At 72.7% G+C, this 16,729-nt stretch carries 16 protein-coding genes; 4 read left to right on the plus strand and 12 right to left on the minus strand.

Going from position 1 to position 16,729, the window contains the following annotated elements; translation table 11 throughout:
- The first annotated feature begins 39 nt into the window (after positions 1-39).
- Complete coding sequence (gene ybaK, locus ASG70_RS17635) at positions 40-531, plus strand: Cys-tRNA(Pro) deacylase (protein WP_056885128.1); 492 nt, start codon at positions 40-42, stop codon at positions 529-531.
- A gap of 153 nt (positions 532-684) precedes the next feature.
- Positions 685-1,923, plus strand: coding sequence for a hypothetical protein (locus tag ASG70_RS17640; protein WP_082590980.1), 1,239 nt, complete (start codon positions 685-687; stop codon positions 1,921-1,923).
- A gap of 48 nt (positions 1,924-1,971) precedes the next feature.
- Here the strand turns inward: ASG70_RS17640 and ASG70_RS17645 are convergent, their stop codons facing one another.
- Complete coding sequence (locus tag ASG70_RS17645) at positions 1,972-2,394, minus strand: Lrp/AsnC family transcriptional regulator (RefSeq protein WP_056885130.1); 423 nt, start codon at positions 2,392-2,394, stop codon at positions 1,972-1,974.
- Between the two features lie 49 nt (positions 2,395-2,443).
- Between ASG70_RS17645 and ASG70_RS17650 the strand changes: the two genes are divergently transcribed.
- A complete protein-coding gene (locus ASG70_RS17650; RefSeq protein WP_056885131.1) occupies positions 2,444-3,382 on the plus strand; it encodes a 5'-3' exonuclease in 939 nt (312 codons plus the stop codon).
- Positions 3,383-3,532: 150 nt separating this feature from the next.
- On the opposite strand, the gene ASG70_RS17655 is transcribed toward ASG70_RS17650, so the two are convergent.
- From ASG70_RS17655 to ASG70_RS17690, 8 genes are all read right to left on the minus strand, one after another.
- Positions 3,533-5,044 (minus strand): MFS transporter, encoded by a 1,512-nt coding sequence (locus tag ASG70_RS17655; RefSeq protein WP_056885132.1) that lies wholly within the window; start codon positions 5,042-5,044, stop codon positions 3,533-3,535.
- A 73-nt stretch (positions 5,045-5,117) separates the two neighbouring features.
- Positions 5,118-7,955: an RNA helicase gene (locus ASG70_RS17660; RefSeq protein ID WP_056885133.1), complete on the minus strand. Its 2,838-nt coding sequence runs from the start codon at positions 7,953-7,955 to the stop codon at positions 5,118-5,120.
- A gap of 14 nt (positions 7,956-7,969) precedes the next feature.
- Positions 7,970-8,899 carry a diacylglycerol kinase family protein gene (locus ASG70_RS17665; protein WP_056885134.1) on the minus strand — a complete coding sequence of 310 codons (930 nt, stop codon included), beginning with the start codon at positions 8,897-8,899 and terminating at the stop codon, positions 7,970-7,972.
- A gap of 25 nt (positions 8,900-8,924) precedes the next feature.
- Positions 8,925-9,731 carry a twin-arginine translocase subunit TatC gene (gene tatC, locus ASG70_RS17670; RefSeq protein WP_235531567.1) on the minus strand — a complete coding sequence of 269 codons (807 nt, stop codon included), beginning with the start codon at positions 9,729-9,731 and terminating at the stop codon, positions 8,925-8,927.
- Positions 9,732-9,781: 50 nt separating this feature from the next.
- Complete coding sequence (gene tatA, locus ASG70_RS17675) at positions 9,782-10,105, minus strand: Sec-independent protein translocase subunit TatA (RefSeq protein WP_082590981.1); 324 nt, start codon at positions 10,103-10,105, stop codon at positions 9,782-9,784.
- Between the two features lie 78 nt (positions 10,106-10,183).
- Entirely contained in the window at positions 10,184-10,495 is a 312-nt protein-coding gene (locus ASG70_RS17680; RefSeq protein ID WP_056885135.1) for a hypothetical protein, read from the minus strand.
- 10 nt (positions 10,496-10,505) lie between these two features.
- Positions 10,506-11,495 carry a YafY family protein gene (locus ASG70_RS17685; protein WP_235531568.1) on the minus strand — a complete coding sequence of 330 codons (990 nt, stop codon included), beginning with the start codon at positions 11,493-11,495 and terminating at the stop codon, positions 10,506-10,508.
- Entirely contained in the window at positions 11,492-12,493 is a 1,002-nt protein-coding gene (locus ASG70_RS17690) for a YafY family protein (protein WP_056885136.1), read from the minus strand. The genes ASG70_RS17685 and ASG70_RS17690 overlap by 4 nt, the downstream gene beginning before the upstream one ends.
- Before the next feature lie 52 nt (positions 12,494-12,545).
- Here ASG70_RS17690 and ASG70_RS17695 point away from each other — a divergent pair, with 52 nt between their 5' ends.
- The gene (locus tag ASG70_RS17695) at positions 12,546-13,661 is read left to right on the plus strand and encodes a DUF3866 family protein (RefSeq protein ID WP_200949330.1); all 1,116 of its coding nucleotides are present in this window, start codon (positions 12,546-12,548) and stop codon (positions 13,659-13,661) included.
- Positions 13,662-13,709: 48 nt separating this feature from the next.
- On the opposite strand, the gene ASG70_RS17700 is transcribed toward ASG70_RS17695, so the two are convergent.
- The 3 genes from ASG70_RS17700 to pafA all read right to left on the minus strand — a co-directional run bounded on the left by ASG70_RS17700 (position 13,710) and on the right by pafA (position 16,602).
- Positions 13,710-14,096, minus strand: a complete 387-nt coding sequence (locus ASG70_RS17700) for an FKBP-type peptidyl-prolyl cis-trans isomerase (RefSeq protein ID WP_056885137.1) — start codon at positions 14,094-14,096, stop codon at positions 13,710-13,712.
- Between the two features lie 60 nt (positions 14,097-14,156).
- Complete coding sequence (locus ASG70_RS17705; RefSeq protein ID WP_056885138.1) at positions 14,157-15,128, minus strand: FKBP-type peptidyl-prolyl cis-trans isomerase; 972 nt, start codon at positions 15,126-15,128, stop codon at positions 14,157-14,159.
- A 106-nt stretch (positions 15,129-15,234) separates the two neighbouring features.
- Entirely contained in the window at positions 15,235-16,602 is a 1,368-nt protein-coding gene (gene pafA / locus ASG70_RS17710) for a Pup--protein ligase (RefSeq protein WP_056885139.1), read from the minus strand.
- Between the last annotated feature and the right edge of the window lie 127 nt (positions 16,603-16,729).

The raw sequence follows: 16,729 nt of genomic DNA on the forward strand, positions 1-16,729 counted from the left end.
CCTGCCCACCTCGGTCACCCCGCGCCCACCGCGTACCGCATGGGATCCCGACGTGACCGCTCGGCCGGCACCCCTGCCACCACGGCGCTGACGCGCCTCGGTGTGCGCTTCGGCATCCACCCCTACGAGCACGACCCGGCCGCGGCCTCCTACGGACTGGAGGCCGCGGCCGCGCTGTCGGTGCCACCCGGCCAGGTGTTCAAGACCCTGCTCGTGGAGGCCGATCGCGGCTTGGCGGTCGGCATCGTGCCGGTCGACCGCAGCCTCGACCTCAAGGCGCTCGCGACGGCCCTGGGTGTGAAGAAGGTGTCGATGGCAGACCCGGTGGCGGCGGAGCGCAGCACCGGGTACGTCGTCGGCGGCATCTCCCCCATCGGCCAGAAGAAGCGGCTCCCCACGGTCCTCGACCGGGGCGCCACGGCCTTCGACGTCGTCTACGTCTCCGGCGGCCGGCGCGGGCTGGACCTCTCCCTGTCCCCCGACGACCTCGTCGCCGCCACCGGCGCCTCGCTGGCCCCGATCGCCCGCTGAGCGCCGAGCCGCCGGGTCGCCGATGGCCGTCCCGCGCCCACCCGGTGGACGCCGGCGGGAAATGTCGGCGACTCGCCCCGATCCGGGCCCGGCCCGATCTACGGTGGCCGGAAGGGATCCGGGTCCGCCGGACCGGCGAGCGAGAGGGTGCGGGTGAGACGACGCTTCGTGGTGCCGGTGCTGCTCGGCGTGGCTGCGCTGGTGGCCGGCGCCGCGGCCGGCCCACGGGCCATGCCGCCGGAGGAACAGCTCATCACCGCTCCCGGGTACCGCGCGCAGCCCGCCTACGCGGACAACGGCCAGGAGGCCGCCGACCTGCGCTGGCTCGCCTCGGGCACCGTCCCGGGCTCCGGGACGCCGTGGCAGGACATGGCCCGGTGGGCGCTCGTCGACGTCCACGCCCACCTCGAGATGAACGGGACCGTCTCGGCCGGCCCGGGTGGCCCGTGGGACCACTTCTGGCCGCGAGACGGCTCGTTCGCGGCGGTCGCGCTCAGCCGCAGCGGCCACCCCAGCGACGCGGCGTCCGTGCTCGACCGCCTGGCGCGGCTCGAGTTCGACCCGGCCGTGGGGTTCCAGGCTAGGTACGCCATGGACGGCAGCCCGCTGACCGACCGCCCGCGGCAGTCCGACGGCTGCGGGTGGGTGCTGTGGGCCATCGCGGAGGTCCGCCGCGACGACGACGCGGGCGTGCCGCCGTCGGCATCCGAGCTGCGTGATCGGTGCGTGCGGACCCTGACCGGGCTCGTGGACGGTGGCCGACGGCTGCCTCCACCCTCGCCCGACTACTGGGAGGTGCCGGTCACCCGCACGTCCCTGGGCACTGTGGCGCCGATGCTGGCAGGCCTGGCGGCGGCCGGCCGCGACTACGCCGCCACGGGAGACCTCGAGGCGTCGAGCCGGACGCACGCCACCGTCGCCCGTCTGGCCACGACGGTCGAGCGCGGCATGGGACCGGGCTACGAGCGGTTCGGTGACGACGGGGGCCTGGACGCCTCGCTCGTGGTGCTGCTGCCGCCGTTCACCGCCGAGGACGACCTCCCCGCCGGCATGGTGCGGGCGGTGGAGAAGGCGCTGGCGCACTACCAGCGGGAGGCTTCGCAACCGGCCGGCGGTGTCGCCCCGGGAGTGCAGTGGCTCAAGCCGGGCGGTGCCTCGTGGACCCCGCAGACCGCCCTGGTGGCTCTGTCGGACGCTGCCGGCGGCCACGGGCACGCCGCCGACCTGCGGCTCGCGTGGCTGGACGCGCACCGGACGGCACACGGCTCCTTGCCGGAGAAGGTCACCAGGACCGGGCGCCCGGCCGGGCCGGCGCCGCTGGTCTGGACCGCCTCGCTCGTGGTGCTCACCCTCGCCGAGCTCGACGGCACCTCGGCCTCCGCCGCCTCCTGACCGGCTGGCCGTCCGCGGTGAGGCCAGCGGCTCACCGGCGCGGCAGCTCTACTCCCAGGGGGTGGAGAGCACCACGGTGGTGCGGGTGGCCACGTTCGCCACGGCGCGGATCCTGGCGAGCAGCACCTCGAGGTCGCCGGGGGTGCGCACCCTGGCCTTGAGGATGTAGTTCTCCTCGCCGGCCACCGAGTGGCACGCCTCGATCTCGCTGACGTCGCGCAGCCGGTCGGGGATGTCGTCGGGGGCCGCCGGGTCGAGGGGCGTGATGGAGATGAACGCCGTGAGCGGCAGGCCGAGCTCGGCGTAGTCGACGACCGCGGCATACCCCTTGAGCACCCCGCGCTCCTCGAGGCGGCGCACCCGCTGGTGCACGGCCGAGGTCGACAGCCCCATCGCCTTGCCCAGGTCGGTGTAGCTCATGCGGCCGTCGGAGCGCAGCAGGGAGACGATGCGTCGATCGAGGTCTTCCACGCCCGACAGCCTACTGAGCGGCACACCGCTGTGCTGGCAGCATGGGCACATGACCTCCGAGCCCACCGGGCGCCTGATGCTGCTCGACTCCGCGTCCCTGTACTTCCGGGCGTTCTTCGGCGTGCCTGACCAGCGCAAGGACCCGGGCGAGCCGCCCACCAACGCGATCCGCGGGTTCCTCGACATGGTGGCGTCGCTCATCACGACCCACCAGCCGACCCACTTCGTGGCCTGCTGGGACAACGACTGGCGCCCGCAGTTCCGGGTGGACGCGATCCCGACCTACAAGGCCCACCGGCTGGTCGACGGGTCGCTCGTCGAGGAGGAGTCGCCGGACGACCTCACCCCGCAGGTGCCTGTCATCCGTGACGTCCTGGAGGCGCTCGGGCTCCCCCGGCTCGGCGCCGACGGCTTCGAGGCCGACGACGTCATCGGCACCCTCACGGCGCGCCACAAGGCGGACATGGCCGTCGACGTCGTCACCGGTGACCGCGACCTGTTCCAGCTCGTCGACGACGCCGGCCCGGTCCGGGTCATCTACACCGCGCGCGGTGGCGTGCGCGACCCCGACCTGGTCGACGAGGCGTTCCTGCGCACCAAGTACGCGGTCGCGAGCGGCCCGGCCTACGCCGACATGGCGGTCCTGCGCGGCGACACCAGCGACGGGCTGCCCGGCGTGGCCGGCATCGGCGAGAAGACGGCGGCCAAGCTCATCGAGAAGTACGGGTCGCTGGTCGCCCTGCGCGCGGCCGTCGACGGTGGGGACCCCGAGATCAAGGGCGCCCAGCGCACCCGCCTCGAGGCCGGCGCCGCCTACCTCGACGTCGCGCCGAAGGTGGTGCAGGTGGCACCCGACGCGCCGGTGCCAGCGGTCGACATGTCCCTGCCGACCGAGGTGGCCGACCCCGTCCTCATGAGTCGGGTGGCCAGCGAGTTCGGCGTCACCAGCTCGATCAACCGCGTCCTGGCGGCGCTGCGCATCGAGTGATTCCGTCTGCGCCGAAGTCCCGGACTTCGGCGCAAAACCGGGGCGGGAGGCCCGAAGTCCGGGACTTCGGCGCAAGACCGGGACGCGACGCCCGAAGTCCCGGACTTCGGCGCATACGCGTATGGCGGGTGAGGCGCCTGCCGGACCTGGCTAGGCCGCTGCCTCGGCTCGGTGGCGTCGGCGCAGCCAGACGTCGGCGAGGCTGGCGAGCAGGGCCAGCACGACCAGGCCGGTGGCGACCCGGAGCGAGACGGCGGCGGCGTCACCGGGCTGGTCGCGCAGGTGGGCGAAGAACACCGTGCCGACGAGCGCGATGCCCGCAGCCGTCCCGATGCGCTGTCCCGTCTGCAGGACCCCTCCCGCGGTGCCGGCCCGGCGCACGGGCACCTCGGACAGCGTCAACGTGATGTTCGGCGAGATCACCATCCCGCTGCCGAGCCCGGCGACGAGCAGCGGGACCGCGGCGTACCACCCGGTGGCCGGCCCGTCGACCGACGACAGCACGAGGTCGGTCGCGACCAGGCCGACGACCACGACCACCAGCCCCGCCGTCACCAGAGACCGCCCGAACCGCGTGACGAGCCTGCCGCCCACTGCCGACATGACCGCCGACCCACCGGCGAAGGGGGTCACGGCCAGCCCGGCCAGCAGTGGCGAGTACCCGAGCGCCTGCTGGAGGTAGACGGTGAGCACGAAGAAGATCCCGGTGAATCCGGAGAAGTAGACCGTGGCGACGACGGCTCCCGAGGCGTAGCCGGGCAGGCTGAACAGCCCCAGGTCGACCAGCGGGGTGCGGCCGCGCGCGGCGTACCGGTGCTCCCACAGCACGAAGACGCCGAGGAGCCCGGCGCCCACCGCGGCGACCCAGCCGGGGACAGTGGCCGAGCCGCCGCCGCGCCCGCTCTCCACCAGGGGCAGCAGCAGGGCCAGGACGCCGGCCCCGAGCAGCGCGACGCCCACCGGGTCGAGGTCGGTACGGCGTCGCGCCGGCGTCGGAGCCCGGTCACCGCCGCGGGCAGGCTCGGACGACTCGTCCTCCGCGTGCACGTGGGCAGGGATCCAGCGCAGGGCCAGGACCACGGCGGCGAACGCCACCGGCAGGTTGACCACGAAGATCCAGCGCCAGCCCGCGTCGGCGCCGAGCAGGCTGAGGATGACCCCGCCGGCGATCGGGCCGACCGCGGTGGAGATCCCGATGGTCGCCCCGAGCAGGCCGAACGCCTTCGCCCGCTCACGACCGTGGAACAGCGCCTGGATGAGCCCGGAGACCTGGGGGTTGAGCAGCCCGCCGCCGATGCCCTGCAGGAGCCGCGCCGCCACCAGCAGGCTGCTCGTGGTCGCCAGCCCGCACAGCAGGCTCGCCACGCCGAAGACCACCACGCCCGCGACGAACATGCGCCGCCGGCCGGTCGCGTCGCCGAGGCGGCCCGAGGGCACGAGCACCAGGCCGAACGTCAGGGCGTACCCCGACACGACCCACTGGAGGTCGCTGGGGCTGGCGCCGAGGCCCTTCTCGATGCTGGGCAGGGCGACGTTGACGATGCTGACGTCGAGCAGGGTCATGAACCCGGCGACGAGGCAGACGGTGAGGGCCTTCCAGCGGCGGGGGTCGGGGCCGTCGTCGGGCTCGGTGCGGGGCTGGGCGGAGACGGGGTGGGTCACCCACCCATCCTCAACCGCAGCGGCGCGAAACGCCCTGCCGTGTCTCGCCTGCCGTCTCGCCCACCGGGTCCGGTCAGTCGAGCCGGTCGGCAGCGACCACCCCGCGCATCACGGAGTCGATGGCCCTGCGGGCGGTGGCCGCCAGCTGGGGCTCGGGAGCCGCGTCGGCGATCTGGCCGAGCAGGTCGACGACCTGCTTGCACCGCCGGACGAAGTCACCGGCCGCCATGTCCTGCCCCCGCAGCACGAGGTCGAGCTTCTGGCCCGACGCCCAGCGGTGCATCATCCACGCCATACCCCCGTCGGGGTCCCCCATGAGCGGCAGGCCGAGGTCGCGCTCCCGGTCCTCGATCGCGGACCAGAGCCGCTGCATCTCGGTGACGGCCTCGGCGACGTCGTCACCGGGCATGCGTGGCGACGGGTCGGCCTCGTCGCGCCGCGGCTCGTGGACCAGCGCCGACACGACGCTGGCGAGCCCGGCGGGGTCGAGCCGCTTCCACAGCCCGAGCCGAAGGCACTCCGCGGCGAGCAGGTCCTTCTCGGTGTAGAGGCGGCGCAGGTTCTCCCCCTGGGGGGTCACCTGGGTGCCGTCCGCCGACAGGTAGCCCATCTCCGCGAGCAGCTCGCAGATCCGGTCGAAGGTGCGGGCCACCGAGTTGGTGCGCCCCTCGACCTTGCGCTGGAGCCCGACGGTCTCGCGCTTGAGGCGCCACCACCGCTCGGCCCAGCGGGCGTGGTCCTCGCGGTCGGGGCACTGGTGGCACGGGTGGGCCTTGAGCCGGCGCCGCAGCTCGGCGATGCGCTCGTCCTCACCCGGCGTGGAGGCGGTGCGCGAGCGCTTCGGCGGCGGGTCGTGCGGCACCGCGATGCGCAGCGACGTGGCGAGGTCGCGGCGCGCCTTGGGGCTCTTGGCGTTGAAGTGCGGTGGCACCTTGACCTGGGCGACCGCCTCGACGGGTACGGGCACGTCGACGAGGGTGAGCTTGCGCAGCTGGCGGTCCTCGGTGACGACGGTGGGCGCCGGTGCCTCGCCGCGGAACGACTTCGACGGCTGGACCACGACGGCGTACCCGGCGCGGCGGCCGGCGGGGATCCTGATGACGTCGCCGATGCGCAGTGCCTCGAGGGACACGGCGGCCTCGGCCCGCTTGCTTGCCGACCTGGCCCGGGCGCCGTCCTTCTCGAGCCGGGCGATCTCCTGGCGGATCCCGGCGTACTCGGAGAAGTCGCCGAGGTGGCACTCCATGCCCTCGGCGTAGCCCTCGAGCCCCTCCTCGTTGCGCCGCACCGCGCGGGCGATGCCGACGACGGCCCGGTCGGCCTGGAACTGGGCGAACGAGGTCTCCAGGATCTCGCGCGCCACCTCCCGTCCCACCTGGGCCACGAGGTTGACCGCCATGTTGTAGGTCGGCCGGAAGCTCGAGCGCAGCGGGTAGGTGCGGGTGGACGCCAGGCCCGCGACGGCCAGCGGGTCGAGGCCGCGGTTCCACAGCACGAGGGCGTGGCCCTCGACGTCGATGCCGCGCCGCCCGGCGCGCCCGGTGAGCTGGGTGTACTCCGCGGGCGTGACGTCGGCGTGTGTCTCACCGTTGAACTTCACGAGCTTCTCGAGCACCACGGTCCGGGCCGGCATGTTGATGCCCAGGGCGAGGGTCTCGGTGGCGAACACCGCGCGGATGCGCCCGGCGGTGAACAGCTCCTCGACGATCTCGCGGAACGTCGGCAGCATCCCGGCGTGGTGGGCGGCGAAGCCGCGGGTGAGGCCCTCGACGAAGTCCCAGTAGCCGAGCACGCCGAGGTCCTCCTCGGCCAGGCCCTGGATGCGCTCCTCGACGGTGCGCCGGATCCGCTCCCCCTCCGCGTCGGTGATGAGGTGCACCCCGTCGCGCAGCAGCTGGCTGACGGCTCCCTCGCACCCGGCCCGGCTGAAGATGAAGGTGATCGCCGGCAGCAGGCCGTCGCGGTCCAGCCGGGTGACGACCTCGGACCGGCTCGGACCGCCACCGGGCCTCCCGCCGCCGCCTCCTGCGCCGCCACGCGCCATACCGCGTCCGCCCGGGCCACCACCGGGGCCGCGGGGTGCGCCGCGCCCACGGTGCGGCAGGCGGCCGGCGTCACGGTTGCCCCGGCCCCCGTCGTCCCACCGTCCGCGCTGCTCGGTGCCCCGGATGGCCTGCAGGAGCTCGGGGTTGACCTTGGTGGCGTCGGCACCGGTGGTGGGTGAGGCGGTCTCGTCGACGAAGAGGTCGTACAGGCCCTGGCCCACCATCATGTGCTGCCACAGGGGCACCGGCCGGTGCTCGGAGACGATGACCTCGTGGTTGCCTCGGACCTCGGCCAGCCACGCGCCGAACTCCTCGGCGTTGCTGACCGTCGCCGAGAGCGAGACCACCTGAACGTCCTCGGGGAGGTGGATGATCACCTCTTCCCAGACGGCGCCGCGGAAGCGGTCGGCGAGGTAGTGCACCTCGTCCATCACCACGAAGCCGAGCCCGCGCAGGGTGGGCGAGCCCGCGTACATCATGTTGCGCAGCACCTCGGTCGTCATGACGACCACCGGTGCCTCACCGTTGACGGAGGAGTCCCCGGTCAGGAGCCCGACGTTGGAGGAGCCGTGGCGCCGGACCAGGTCGAGGTACTTCTGGTTGGACAGGGCCTTGATCGGGGTCGTGTAGAAGGCCTTGCGACCCGTGCTCAGCGCGAGGTGCACGGCGAACTCGCCGACGATGGTCTTGCCGGCACCGGTCGGCGCGGCAACGAGGACGCCCTTGCCGGCCTCGACGGCGCGGCACGCCTGCTCCTGGAACTCGTCGAGCGGGAAGTCCAGGCCCGCGCTGAACTCGGCGAGCCGGGGGCTCCGGCGGGCCGACCGTTCGGCAGAGGCGGCGAAACGCTCGGCGGGGGTGGCCATGAGCCGAGGCTACGTCAGCGGCCGGCGCCAGGAGCGGAGGGTGGCCGCGACCCGGCCGGCACCAGGACGGTGACGGCGGCGGGGACGACCTCGAGGGTTAGCGGCAGCGGTGCGAAGCGCTCGCCGTCCGCGTAGGCGACGATGCCCTCGGCCTCGAGGGTCACCTGGCGCCCGCGCAGCACCTCGACGGCCGGGTGGGCGACGTGGGTGCCCTTGAAGACCTTGGGGAACACCCGGAGGAACTCCAGGGTGCTGATCTCGCGCAGCACCAGGACGTCGAGCAGGCCGTCGTCCATCTGCGCGCCCGGGAGGACCTGCATCCCTCCCCCGTAGCTGGGGCCGTTGCCCACCGCGACGAGCATCGCCCGGGTCTCGTGGCGGACGCCGTCGATGGTGACGACGTAGGGGATCGGGGAGAAGAGCGGCAGCTCGCGCAGCAGGGCCAGGGTGTAGCGCAGCTGACCCTTGGGCCACGGCCAGGTGTTGGCCCGCTCGTTGACGACCGCGTCGAATCCCGCACCCAGTACCCCGCCGAACCATCGCCGGTTGCCGTGCTCGTCGACGTGGCGGATGGCGTCGATGGTGCGCGGGACCCCGGTCGTGACGAGGTCGGCGGCACGCACCGGGTCGTGCACCGGCAGCCCGAGCCCGCGCGCGATGTCGTTGCCGGTCCCGGCCGCGATGAGGGCGAGCGGCACCTTGGTCTCGGCCGCCAGGTTGATGCCCAGGTGGGCCATCCCGTCACCGCCGACGACCGCGAGGACGTCGATGCCCTGCGCGATGGCGCCAAGGGCGCGGTCACGAGCGGCGTCGTACGACTCGTCGGAGAGGTCGAGGACCTCGTGCCCCGCGGCCCGCATCCGCGCGGCGACCTCCAGGCCGAGCGACCGGCCCCTGCTCTTGCCCGAGGTCGGGTTGACGACCAGGCCGATGCGCGTGCTCACGGGCGGACAGTACCGGTGCGGCGGCTCAGAGCGCGGACGCCTCGTCGTCGGACACGTCGACCCAGTCGGGGCGGGACTTGCGCTTGCGCCGCTCGATCAGCTTGCTGACCAGGATCGCCAGGAAGTAGAGCACCGTCAGCGGCAGCGCCATCAGGAACATCGTGAACGCGTCTGGCGTCGGGGTGGCCACCGCCGACAGCACGAAGATCCCGAAGACCGCCGGGCGCCACGCCTTGAGCATCGCCCTGGCAGGCAGGATGCCGATCGCGTTGAGGGCCACGAGGAACACGGGCAGCAGGAAGGCCGCGCCGAACACCAGGATGAACCGCGTGACGAAGCTGAAGTAGTCGGAGACCTGCTGGATGTTGGAGGCGCCCGCGGGCGTGAACCCGTAGAGCACCGCGAGGACCGCCGGCAGGACGTAGTAGGCGAGCCCGCACCCGGCGAGGAACAGCGGGAAGATGGCGCCGATGAACGCCAGGGAGATGTTGCGTTCCTTCTTCGTCAGGCCCGGGACGATGAACGCCCACACCTGGTAGAGCCACACCGGGCTCGAGGCGATGATGCCGACGAAGATCGCGATGCTCAGCTGCTGGGAGAACGCCGCGGTGGCGTTGCCGAAGTTGAGGCTGATGACGCTCTCGGGGTGGGCGGCCTTGTAGTCGTTGAACGGTGCCGCCAGCCGGCCGTAGACCTGGGGGTAGTAGATCCACCCGAAGACGGCCCCCACCAGGGTCGCGACCGCCGAGATGAGGAACCGCCGCCGCAGCTCGCGCAGGTGGTCGCCGAGCGTCATGCGTCCCTCGGGGTTGCGGGCACGACGGAGCGCCATGGTCGGTCAGCTCTCGGCGGGTTCGGGGCTCAGGTCGGCGCGCAGGGCGGTCAGAGGCCGCTGGTGTTGTCCGTGCGGGGGCTGTTGTCCTCGGTGATCGGCGAGGAGGCCGTGGCCCCGGGCGTTGCCGTGGTGCCCGTCGTCGTGCCGGTGGTGGGCGTCGCGGTCTGGTCGCGGACGGTCTCGCCCTTGACGGTGTCGCTGCTCGCGGCGCTCTTGCCGTCGTTCTTCATCTCGTGCACCTCGGACTTGAAGATGCGCATCGAGCGGCCCACGCTGCGGGCGGCGTCGGGCAGACGCTTGAACCCGAACAGCACGACGAGCAGGACCAGCAGGACGATGATGTGCCAGCCTTCGAAGAGTCCGCGACCCATGGAATTCAGTCCTCTCGGTCCCCGTCGGGGTGACCTTGCGCTTGTCGTGGTGCCTGGTGGCGTGGTGCCGGGTGGTTCCTAGTCTAGATGCCGTGCCCACGCAGGGCGGCGTGCCGCCTGTCGGGCGCGCCGCTGCTGCTTCAACGAGGCGCGGGTGGCGTCGCGTTCCCGGCGCAGCGCACGGGGGTCGCCGAAGATCGCCGGCTCTGGGGCGGGCGTGGGCTCACCGAGCCGCTCCGTCTGCTCCTGCAGCGCCGCGACGGTCTCCGACGCGCGGGACACCTCGGCGCCCAGCTCCTTGACCTGGCCCCACAGGCCCCACGCACGGGACGCGAGGTAGGCCGCCGCGATGACCACGAGCAGCACCCAAATCAGGACCCACCACCACATGCCGTCGACCCTACCCGCCCGCCGCGGGCGTCGTGTCGGCGACGCCGTACGCCGCGAGGGCCTCCAGGGCGCCGTCGGTGACGGCCCGCGCGAGCTCGGGCGGGGCCACGACGATCGCGTGCCCGCCGAGGCGCCAGAGCAGCCTGCGCAGCCAGAGCGTGTCGGCCGTGCGCAGGGTCACCGTGCTCGACCCGTCGGGGGCGACGTCCACGGAGTCGACCGGGTAGTAGTCGGCCACCCAGGCGGCGCCGCGCGACAGGTGCAGCGTCACCTTGGTGTCGTCCTCGCGCGGGGTGAAGGTGCCGGCGTCGAGGTCGCGCAGCCGGGCGTCGGCGGGCGGCGTGCCGTCGACGTCGAGCACCTCCAGCGACTCGATCCGGTCCATGCGGAACAGCCGGGTGTCCTGGGCGCGGTGGCACCAGCCCTCGAGGTACCAGTGGGCGTCGAGGTTGACCACGCGCATCGGGTCGACGTCGCGCTCGGTGGACTCGTCACGGCTCGGCACGAGGTAGCGCAGGTGCATCCGGCGGCGCCGCTCGACCGCGCGTCGCGCGTCGGCGAGCAGCCCGGCCTCGACGCCCTCGTCGATGGACACCTCGACCCGCGAGGCGGCCTCGGCGCTGGCGCCGGTCGCCGCCTCGAGCTTGGCCATGGCCCGCTCGATGGTGTCGCGCTCCCCCAGCCCCGGCACCGCGGCGAGGGCGCGCAGGCCGACCATGAGGGTCAGGGCCTCGTCACGGCCGAGGCGCAGGGGGCGGGCGATGGTGTCGGCGTTGCTGACGAAGACACGGCCGCCCTCCCACTCGGCGTCGATGAGCTCGTCGGGCATCTGGCCGTAGCCACACAGGTAGAGCAGCCGCAGGTCGGTCTCGAGCTGCTCGACGCTGATGCCGAGGTCGGCCGCCGCCTGCTCGGTGTCGATGCCCTGGCGGTTGACCAGCCAGGGGACCATGGTCAGCAGGCGGGCGAGGCGCGCCGTGGCGGTCTCCTGCGTGCTCACGCGGCACCCCCGGTCAGGGCGCGGTGGGCAGCGAGGGCACCGCGCAGGCGCGCCACAACGAGGTCGCGCACCTCGACGGGCTCGACGACGACGACGTCCGCGCCGTACCCGCTCACCTCGTCGGCCAGCGCGTCGTCGTCGGTGAACGGCACCTGCAACGTGGTCCACTCCCCCTCCACCCCACGGGTCTCGCCGCGACGGCGCAGCGACTGGCCGCGCCCCTCCCGGACGCGCACCGTGGCGCTGCCGGAGAACTCGCGCTCCCCCACCGTTGTCCGGATCATCTCGCGCGCGCGGTGGTCGGACGGCACGACGTACGGTGCCGCCCGCCGGACCACGGACACGGTGCCGTCGATGCGGGACAGGCGGAACACGCGCGGGGCTCCACGGTCGAGGTCGAAGCCGGTGAGGTACCAGCGGCCGTGCCACGAGGCGAGCCCCCACGGCTGGACGCGGCGGGTGTTGACCTCGCCCTGGCCGCCGGTGCGGTAGCCGAACGAGATGGTCTGCTGGCCGACGACGGCGTTCTTCACCGGTTCGAAGGCGGGCTCGCTGGTGCCCAGGCGAGGCTCGATCCCGACGAGGGAGTCGCCGTCGCGCTCGATGCCGGCCGCCTTGAGCTTGCGCAGGGCCTGCGCGGCGGGACCCGCGAGCGAGGCGTGTGCCCAGGTGCGGCTGGCCAGGCCCAGGACCGCCAGCTCGTCGGGCTCGAACTCGATGTCCGGCAGGGCGTACTCACGCTGGTCGATCCGGTAGCCCACCTCGTCGTCCCAGACGCCACCGATGTCCTCGGTCACCAGCGGGATGCCGAGCTCGCGCAGCTCGTCCTTGTCGCGCTCGAACATGCGGTCGAAGGCCTCGTCGCTGGCGGCGTCGCCGTACTGCGGCACGATGTCGCGGATCTTGGACTTCGGCAGGGCACGCCGGGTGTAGAGCAGGCACAGCACGAGGTTGAGCAGTCGCTCGGTCTTGGCCGCGGGACCGGTGGGTGAACTCACCCGCCCGACGCTACCCGAGTGGTGCAGGCACCCCGTGGCTAGTCTGCGTGTCGTGATGCAGTGGCGCGAGGGCACGGTGCAGGAGGTGCGTGGCCGGTGGCCGGGCGCCGTGGAGTACGCCGTGGAGCTGGCCGGCGACGAGGGTCGCGTCGTGCGGGCGCTCGCCTACACCGCGCTCGCGGGTGAACCCCAGGTCGGCGACCGGGTCCTGCTCAACGCCTCAGCCCTCCTGCGCGGCCTCGGCACCGGCGGCCTGGCGTTCGTCGTCGTCGCCCCCGACCGCCTCCCGGCCGACCCCCCGGCGGACGCCGGGCACATCGTCAAGGCGCGGTACACCCCCCAGCAGCAGATGTTCATGGCCGTCGACGAGCAGGACAGCCCGCACCACGCCGCGCTGACCTCCGGCCCGGCCGACGCCGGCGACCTCCTCGGGATGCCCGTCGTCGTGGCCGACCTCCACTCCGCACTGCCCGCGGTCGTCGCCGGGCTCCGCTCGGAGCGACCCGGAGCCCGGGTCGTCTACCTCATGACCGACGGCGGGGCCCTGCCGATCGCCTTCTCCCGGACCGTCGCCGGGCTCCGCGACGCGGGCTGGCTGCACGGCACCGTCACCGTCGGCCAGGCCTACGGGGGCGAGCACGAGGCCGTCACCCTGCACTCCGGGCTGCTGGCGGCCCGCCACGTGCTGGGCGCCGACGTCGCGGTCGTCGTGCAGGGGCCCGGCAACGTCGGCACCGGCACCACGTGGGGCTACACCGGTGTCGCTGCCGGCGAGGCGCTCAACGCCGTCGGGGTCCTGCGCGGGCGCGGGGTCGCCGCGCTGCGCGTCTCCGACGCCGACCTGCGCGGCCGCCATCGCGGCATCTCCCACCACAGCCGCACGGCGTACGGGCGCGTGTGCCTGACCGCGGCGGACGTGCCGGTGGGGCTGGTGGACGACGAGTTCGGGCGGCTCGTGCACGAGCAGGCCAGCGCCCTGGTCGAGGACGCCAGCGGCGACCTGGCGCTGCGTGAGGTGGAGGTCGACGGGCTCGACGAGTCGCTGCGCGCCTCCCCCGTCAGGCTCTCGACCATGGGCCGCGGGCTCGACGAGGACCACGCGGCGTTCCTGCACAGCGCAGCAGCCGGGCGGTGGGCCGCCCGGCTGCTGGAAGGTGGTGCCGGCTGAGCCCAGCTCAGCCGTGGTCCGCGAGGCGGACCGTCGTGGGGTTCGCGGTCAGCGCACGTCCACGAGGTCGACGACGAAGATCAGGGTCTCGCCCGGCTTGATCGCGCCACCGGCGCCACGGTCGCCGTAGGCGAGGTGGGCGGGGATGACGAGCTTGCGGCGGCCGCCGACCTTCATGCCGACGATGCCCTCGTCCCAGCCGCGGATGACCTGGCCCACGCCGAGGCGGAAGTCCAGGGGCGCGCCACGGTTCCACGAGGCGTCGAACTCCTCACCGGTCGAGTGGGCGACGCCGACGTAGTGCGCGGAGATGGTGTCGCCGGCGCCGGCCTCCTGGCCGTCGCCCTCCTTGAGGTCCTCGATGACGAGCTCGGTGGGGGCGGCGTCACCGGGGAAGTCGATCTCGGGCTTGGTGGTGCTGGGGTCGAAACCCATGGTGGTGCTCCTGTCAGTGGGGTGGATGGTTCAGGCTGGGTCGTGCCGGTGCGCGGGGCGTCAGTACGCGGCGAGGATGTCGACGACGAACACGAGGGTGTCGGTGCCGCTGATCTTCGGCGGGCTGCCGGCTGCTCCGTAGCCGTCGGCCGGGGGCACGACCATGAGCACGCGGCTGCCGACGGTCTTGCCGACGAGCTGGTTGTCCCAGGCCTTGATGACCTGCTGCTTGCCGATGACCGTCTCGAAGTAGCCCTGCGGCGAGCTGGCCGAGGAGTCGAAGACCTTGCCGTCCTTGTAGAGCGCGCCGGTGTAGGTGACGCGGATCGTCTGGCCGGCCTGCACCTTGGCGCCGGTGCCCTCGATGAGGTTCTGCCCGACCGTCTTGGTCGGCGGCTTGGTGCCCTTGGGGATCGTGATCGCGGCGGCCTTGCCGGGGGTGACCTTGACGGTCGGCAGGCCCTTGGCCGGGGCGACGGCCTTGCCCTGCGCGCTCGGCAGGGGCTTGGTCACCGACAGGACGTCCATGAGGAACAGCACGGTGTCGGTGCCGCCGACCTTGATGTCGGTGTTGCCCGAGGGGCCGAACGCGTCCTTCGGCGGCACGGCGACGAGCACGCGGGAGCCGACCTTCTGGTTGGCCAGGCCCTTCTTGAGGCCGGGCAGCAGGTCGGAGGTGCCGAGGCTGAGGCCGAGGTTCTGCTTGCCGAAGTTGGTGTCGAGCACCGAGGCGTCCTTGGCGTTGAGCAGGACGTACTTGACGCTGACGATCTCGTCGTTCTCCACGACCGGGCCGTCACCCTGCTTGAGGACCTTGGTCGTCGTCTCGGTGACGCTCAGCGGCTTGGGCTTGACGGTGACGGTCGGTGCCGTGGTGGCGCTGCCCCCCGTGACGCTCACGCCGTCGAGGACCGACTTCTTGGCGTCGGACGAACCGCCGCCGCACGCGGACAGGGCCAGGACGGCGGTGAGGGCGGCGGCAGCCGCGGAGAGCGCGCGGCCGGGCCGGGCATGGGTACGGAGCAAGGACACGGTGGGGACTTTCGCTGGGGGCGGTGGACCAGCAGCCACCATAACCGGGCTCTCTGGCAATGCCCGAAACGCCCGGTTCCCCCGAGCGTGCTCGTAGCCGGTCGGGTCAGCCGCGCATGCCCTCGATCAGCCGCTCGACCCGGGCGTCCACGGCGGCGAACGGGTCCTTGCACAGGACGGTCCGCTGGGCCTGGTCGTTGAGCTTGAGGTGCACCCAGTCGACGGTGAAGTCACGCCGGTGCTCCTGCGCCGCCTTGATGAAGTCGCCGCGCAGCTTGGCCCGCGTCGTCTGCGGCGGCACCGTCTTGGCCTCGAACACCTCGGGGTCGGTGCACACTCGCGCGGCCCGGCCGTGCTTCTGCAGCAGGTAGAACAGGCCGCGCCGCCGGTTGACGTCGTGGTAGGCGAGGTCGAGCTGGGCGATGCGGGGGCTGTCCATCGGCAGGTCGTGCTTGGCCATGTAGCCGGTGATGAGCTTGTGCTTGATGACCCAGTCGATCTCGGTGTCGACCAGCGACAGGTTGCCCGTGTCGATCGCGGTGAGGGTGCGCTCCCAGAGGTCGAGGACCTGCTTGTGGATCGGGTCCTCGAGTCCCTCGCGGTCGGCGTAGGTCTGGGCCCGCTCGAGGTACTCCGACTGGATCTGCAGCGCCGAGAGCTCGCGGCCGTTGGACAGGCGGACCGTCTTGCGGCCGGTCATGTCGTGGCTCATCTCGCGGATGGCCCGGATGGGGTTCTCCAAGGTCAGGTCACGCACGACCATCCCCGACTCGATCATCCGCAGCACCAGGTCGGCGGACCCGACCTTGAGCATCGTGGTGGTCTCGCTCATGTTGGAGTCACCGACGATGACGTGCAGCCGCCGGTACTTCTCGGCGTCGGCGTGCGGCTCGTCGCGGGTGTTGATGATGGGCCGCGAGCGCGTGGTCGCCGAGGAGACGCCCTCCCAGATGTGGTCGGCCCGCTGGCTGACGCAGAACGTCGCACCCTTGGACGTGGTGACGACCTTGCCCGCACCGGAGGTGATCTGCCGGCTGACGAGGAACGGGATGAGCACGTCCGACAGCTGCTGGAACTCCCCCGCCCGGCCGACCAGGAAGTTCTCGTGGCAGCCGTAGGAGTTGCCGGCCGAGTCGGTGTTGTTCTTGAAGACGTAGATCTCGCCCTCGATGCCTTCCTCGGTCAGGCGGTCCTGGGCGTCGGCGACGAGGCCCTCGATGATGCGCTCGCCGGCCTTGTCGTGGATGACGAGCTGCCGCACGTGGTCGCACTCGGGGGTGGCGTACTCGGGGTGCGACCCGACGTCGAGGTAGAGGCGCGAGCCGTTGGAGAGGAACACGTTGGACGACCGGCCCCACGAGACGACCTTGCGGAACAGGTAGCGCGCCACCTCGTCGGGGGTCAGCCGGCGCTGTCCCTCGAACGTGCACGTGATGCCGTACTCGTTCTCGATCCCGAAGATTCGGCGCTCCATGAACCCACTCTAGGCTCGAACCGCTCTGCGGCCGATGACAACGCGCGCCGTGCAAGGATGCCGCCATGTCCGACGACCACGCTGCCGCGCAGGAGTCCCCCGCTCCTGGCTGGTCCAGGCAGCCGAC

This window comes from Phycicoccus sp. Soil748 (assembly GCF_001428025.1).
In the GTDB taxonomy this organism is placed as follows: Bacteria; Actinomycetota; Actinomycetes; order Actinomycetales; family Dermatophilaceae; genus Pedococcus.